This is a genomic window from Flavobacterium sp. ALJ2, assembly GCF_015594725.1.
Classification (GTDB): Bacteria; Bacteroidota; Bacteroidia; order Flavobacteriales; family Flavobacteriaceae; genus Flavobacterium.
Window position 1 is genome coordinate 1 of record NZ_JADNRC010000036.1, and the last position, 3,735, is coordinate 3,735.

General features: G+C 28.3%; 5 protein-coding genes and 2 pseudogenes. 1 reads left to right on the top strand and 6 read right to left on the bottom strand.

The genetic code is table 11. The features are described 5' to 3' along the window. A pseudogene (locus IUY40_RS19000) lies at positions 1-182 on the bottom strand (transposase); the annotation flags it as partial. A 65-nt stretch (positions 183-247) separates the two neighbouring features. Here IUY40_RS19000 and IUY40_RS19005 point away from each other — a divergent pair. Beyond that, positions 248-424, top strand: a pseudogene (locus IUY40_RS19005) (cystathionine beta-synthase); the annotation flags it as partial. A gap of 171 nt (positions 425-595) precedes the next feature. Here the strand turns inward: IUY40_RS19005 and IUY40_RS19010 are convergent. The 5 genes from IUY40_RS19010 to IUY40_RS19565 form a co-directional block, all read right to left on the bottom strand. Then, positions 596-1,192, bottom strand: coding sequence for a hypothetical protein (locus IUY40_RS19010; RefSeq protein WP_195738431.1), 597 nt, complete (start codon positions 1,190-1,192; stop codon positions 596-598). Continuing rightward, entirely contained in the window at positions 1,192-1,917 is a 726-nt protein-coding gene (locus tag IUY40_RS19015; RefSeq protein WP_195738432.1) for a hypothetical protein, read from the bottom strand. The genes IUY40_RS19010 and IUY40_RS19015 overlap by 1 nt, the downstream gene beginning before the upstream one ends. Then, positions 1,918-2,613 (bottom strand): hypothetical protein, encoded by a 696-nt coding sequence (locus IUY40_RS19020; protein ID WP_195738433.1) that lies wholly within the window; start codon positions 2,611-2,613, stop codon positions 1,918-1,920. Positions 2,614-2,615: 2 nt separating this feature from the next. Next, positions 2,616-3,470, bottom strand: a complete 855-nt coding sequence (locus tag IUY40_RS19025; RefSeq protein WP_195738434.1) for a hypothetical protein — start codon at positions 3,468-3,470, stop codon at positions 2,616-2,618. Between the two features lie 23 nt (positions 3,471-3,493). Then, the coding region (locus tag IUY40_RS19565) for a hypothetical protein (RefSeq protein ID WP_229335679.1) at positions 3,494-3,735 on the bottom strand (242 nt) is incomplete at its 5' end.

Genomic DNA, 3,735 nt, shown 5'->3' on the forward strand with positions numbered 1-3,735 from the left:
ATTAAAACAATTACCTCATCAACTAATTCTTTTTGCCCTGAGCTATCTATTGCTCTACTATATACATAATCTTCTGCTTTATAAACTAATCCTTCCTCTACAGGATTGTTGTGTACATAATCTATTTTTTTTTGGATGGCTTTATTGCTCCAAAGTTTAATTTTAAAATAGTAAGTGTTCATAATAAATCATAGAATGTTTAACTTTAATCAGCATGCCGCACGAAAGGATTCGTGCGGTAGCGGGGATTAAACAATATGCAGAGGAAGGTGAGTTTACCAAAGATAGCAATATAATAACAATATTTCCTGATCACGGATCACGTTACATGAGTAAAGTATTTAGTGATGATTGGATGAACGAACAAGGCTTCTTTGACAGTGTCAATGAAGAAGAAGTTCAAAAAATTGAATTTGTAAAGTAGATAAAATAGTATTTATATATAGAAAAACTCCAGAGATATCTGGAGTTTTTTGTGTTTTAATGTGTTGTGTGAAGTCTTCAGACTTCATACCCGTTCAAATAAACTATTTTTTAAACTTGTTTTACCTACCGTTGTCTCTGCGAAGTCAGGTGACTTCACAGAGTGTGTACTTTATTCGTGTTTTGCGTAAAAAGAAGAATATTTTTCAATGATTTCTACATATTTAACAGTAGGGGTAAAACCTTCTTGAATTAGTTTTTCTTTCATTATTACAATTTTTTGAAATACTTCTAAGTCATAGTAATTAACAATATCTTCGATAAGTTCTCTTTCATTTATATAAAAGCTATATTCTCCTCTATGTTTAAAAAAATAAAAAAAAAGTTTTTTTTCTTCAGATGAAATTTCAAGATCATTAAAAATAAGTTCAAAAGGATTAATACCTATAATTCCATTTAATAATAAAATATCACAATACCATCCTGAATTTATATCTTTAAAAGAGTGTTTATTGAATTTTTCTCTAGGAAACATTTTTGTTATTAAAAGAACCCAATCTTTTCTAATAAAATCTTCCCATAAATTTATATAATAAAGAATTAATGATTGATTAAATGCTCTGTCATATTTTTTAAAACAATATACTAAAAGATCTATTTTTTCATCTTTTGAAAATTTATAAAGTTCACTTTCATAATTGACCTGACATCCTTTTAGTAAGGGTTGAGATTCATAAAGATTATTTGCTAATAATATTATTTTTTCCATTAATCAGTTATAAATTTTGTTTGAGTTTTAGTATTTCCTAAGTCATCTAAATATAATATTTCTAGAGAAGCTCCTTTAGTATTTATTCCTAATTTTCTAAATATATCTGGAAATTTCATAGTTTCCTCAATAGAAGGGAAATAGTGGCCAGAGGCATTAGATATTTTTTTTAGTTTTCCATTGATAACTTTTATTGTACCAGCAGCTTCAACATCTTGTGCATTACCTAAAAAGTGATGTTTTTTGCCAATTTTCAGCTTTCCATTTGTTGTAATTACAAAATCAACATCATTAAAGGTATTCCCTTTATTAGATAATACTTTTATTAAACCGTTTTCAGACTCTGCAATACCCCAAAAAGTGCCATCATCTGGTAAAGGTTCAGTAGGAAATTTGTTTTTAATCTTTTGTATGCTATTCCATACTTCCGTTCCATTTTGGGGCTTCCACTTCAAATACCCTCCAGCATTTGCAATATTATCTAAATTATTTGAAACTAGTTTAAGTTCTTCTATGTTAGTTCGAATGGCAGGAGATTCTGTATTTAATACCAACCATGCATCAAAAACATTAGGTTCTTTAATTAAAACTTTGAATTCAGGACTAGAAGTAGATAAATCATTTACTAATGTTGCCAGAGGACAAGGATCTCCTGGTCCAGCATTTACGATTAGGCTTGATAATATTAATAAATAAAGAAATAATCTTTTTATTATATTTTTCATTTAGTTTATTTTAAAGTAAGTACTTGTAAATTCGTTATTTGTTTTTTGAAGTAGTTCCATTTCTACTTGATTTGTATTATAATCTTGACCCCTATAAATCCATCTGAAAATATTTGGATAGAGTAGTTCATCGACAATACTTTTTTTATCAGTAACTTTTTTTTCGTTTAAATCATATGTAAAATATACATTAGAAAACGCCTGAATAATTTGAATCTGTGTAGAATTAATTAAATATGCCCATTCTATATCTATGTCATTTTCAAATTTTATTTTTTTATTTTCTAAAGTCAGCAGATCTGTTAAGATTAAACTCCTTTTATTAATCAATAAGTGCTTCTCAGGATAAAAGAAACTTCCTACCAACTTATCTATAGTTGTATTCCCATTTTCTCTAAAATATACTTTTAAACTTTTTTTTGTATAGTCTAAAGTATTCATTAAATAAAAATCGGAACACGGAATAAAAGCAAAGTTTTTAGTTGGATGTTCTATTTCAATTTTTTCATTCAATAAACATTGAATGGTTTTTGTTGAAAATAATTCCTCAGTTTTATCAATGCCATCAATCAATAATGAATAAAAGACAAGCTCTTGACCTCTATTAGGTTCTTCCCAGCCCATATATTTAAGCTCTATTTTTTTATTTATTGTTTTAAATAAACTTAAATGTTCAATTTGCTTTATTTGTATCATATTTAGTCGCAAAGTGTTTTTTTATTATCCTTAAATATCTTCCAAGCTTCAATTCCATTTTCAGGATTTTGATTAACTATTTTCATTAATGTAGAATTGTTTTTTAAATCCTGCATAAGTGTTTTTACTTCTACTTCTGACAAATTTAATGATTTATTTTTGGAGATAATTTTACTAGCAACATCATCCGTAAACCCTAAAGTTTTTAATTCACTAAAAGTATCTCCTCCAACTGTAATAGTCTTAGATATTGTTCTTCCTTTTCCAACCCAAGTAGCGTATTTTCCGCTCGGAGATTCTATAACTTGTATTTCAACAGAGCCTTCCTGTGCCAATTGTGACCATGTTTTTGCATAACCAGATACAGGATCTTTATCTTTTATTATAAATCGAGATTGCTCTGCCTTACCAACTTTTCCAAACCATGGAATTGCTCTATTGGTTTCAATTTCGAATTTTGATGGATCTTTGATTGTTATTTTATAATAAAAATCATATTCGTTTTTTTCCATATTTAAAGTCCTGCCATCAAAATCATGAGGTTTTCCATTAAACATGGGACTTGTATAGGCTCCTCCTAAATTTGGAGTTCCATCTTCTAAATCTCCAAATGAACCTCCATATCTATCAAATACCTCATTTTCATTTGGTAGCCTTTTAACTAACTGACCGTATCCACCATTTGCAGGAGGCCATAATGCATTATTTTTAACATCAAAATTTTTGGAAACAAGGTTGAGATCTTCTACATTTTTTGTTAGACCAGTTTTTTCGTTATATAATAACCTCCAAGAATCAAATGCTTTTTGCGGGTCATTTTCTACAAAAGCTACGAGTTCCTTAGATGTATATATCATCCTTGAAAAACTTCATTACAGTTTCACATTGTGCATTTACACTTAAAAATGCAAACAATATAATCCATAAAGTTAAATATAATTTTATCTTGTTTTTCATTATTTTTTATTTTTGCAATTATCGCATCTGTTAGAAGAGGATTTTCCCATATCCCAAATATATAAGAGATATCTTCTCCTAGTTGATCTTCTCCTGTTCCTCGCGGCTGATCTTCTGAACTCCATCTATTGAATTCAATTATTAAGTATTCTTTTTTATCCTCTC

Coding starts and splice junctions, on each gene's coding strand:
- IUY40_RS19015 (WP_195738432.1), bottom strand. CDS start 1,917: ATGAAAAATATAATAAAAAGATTATTTCTTTATTTATTAATATTATCA.
- IUY40_RS19025 (WP_195738434.1), bottom strand. CDS start 3,470: ATGATATATACATCTAAGGAACTCGTAGCTTTTGTAGAAAATGACCCG.
- IUY40_RS19010 (WP_195738431.1), bottom strand. CDS start 1,192: ATGGAAAAAATAATATTATTAGCAAATAATCTTTATGAATCTCAACCC.
- IUY40_RS19020 (WP_195738433.1), bottom strand. CDS start 2,613: ATGATACAAATAAAGCAAATTGAACATTTAAGTTTATTTAAAACAATA.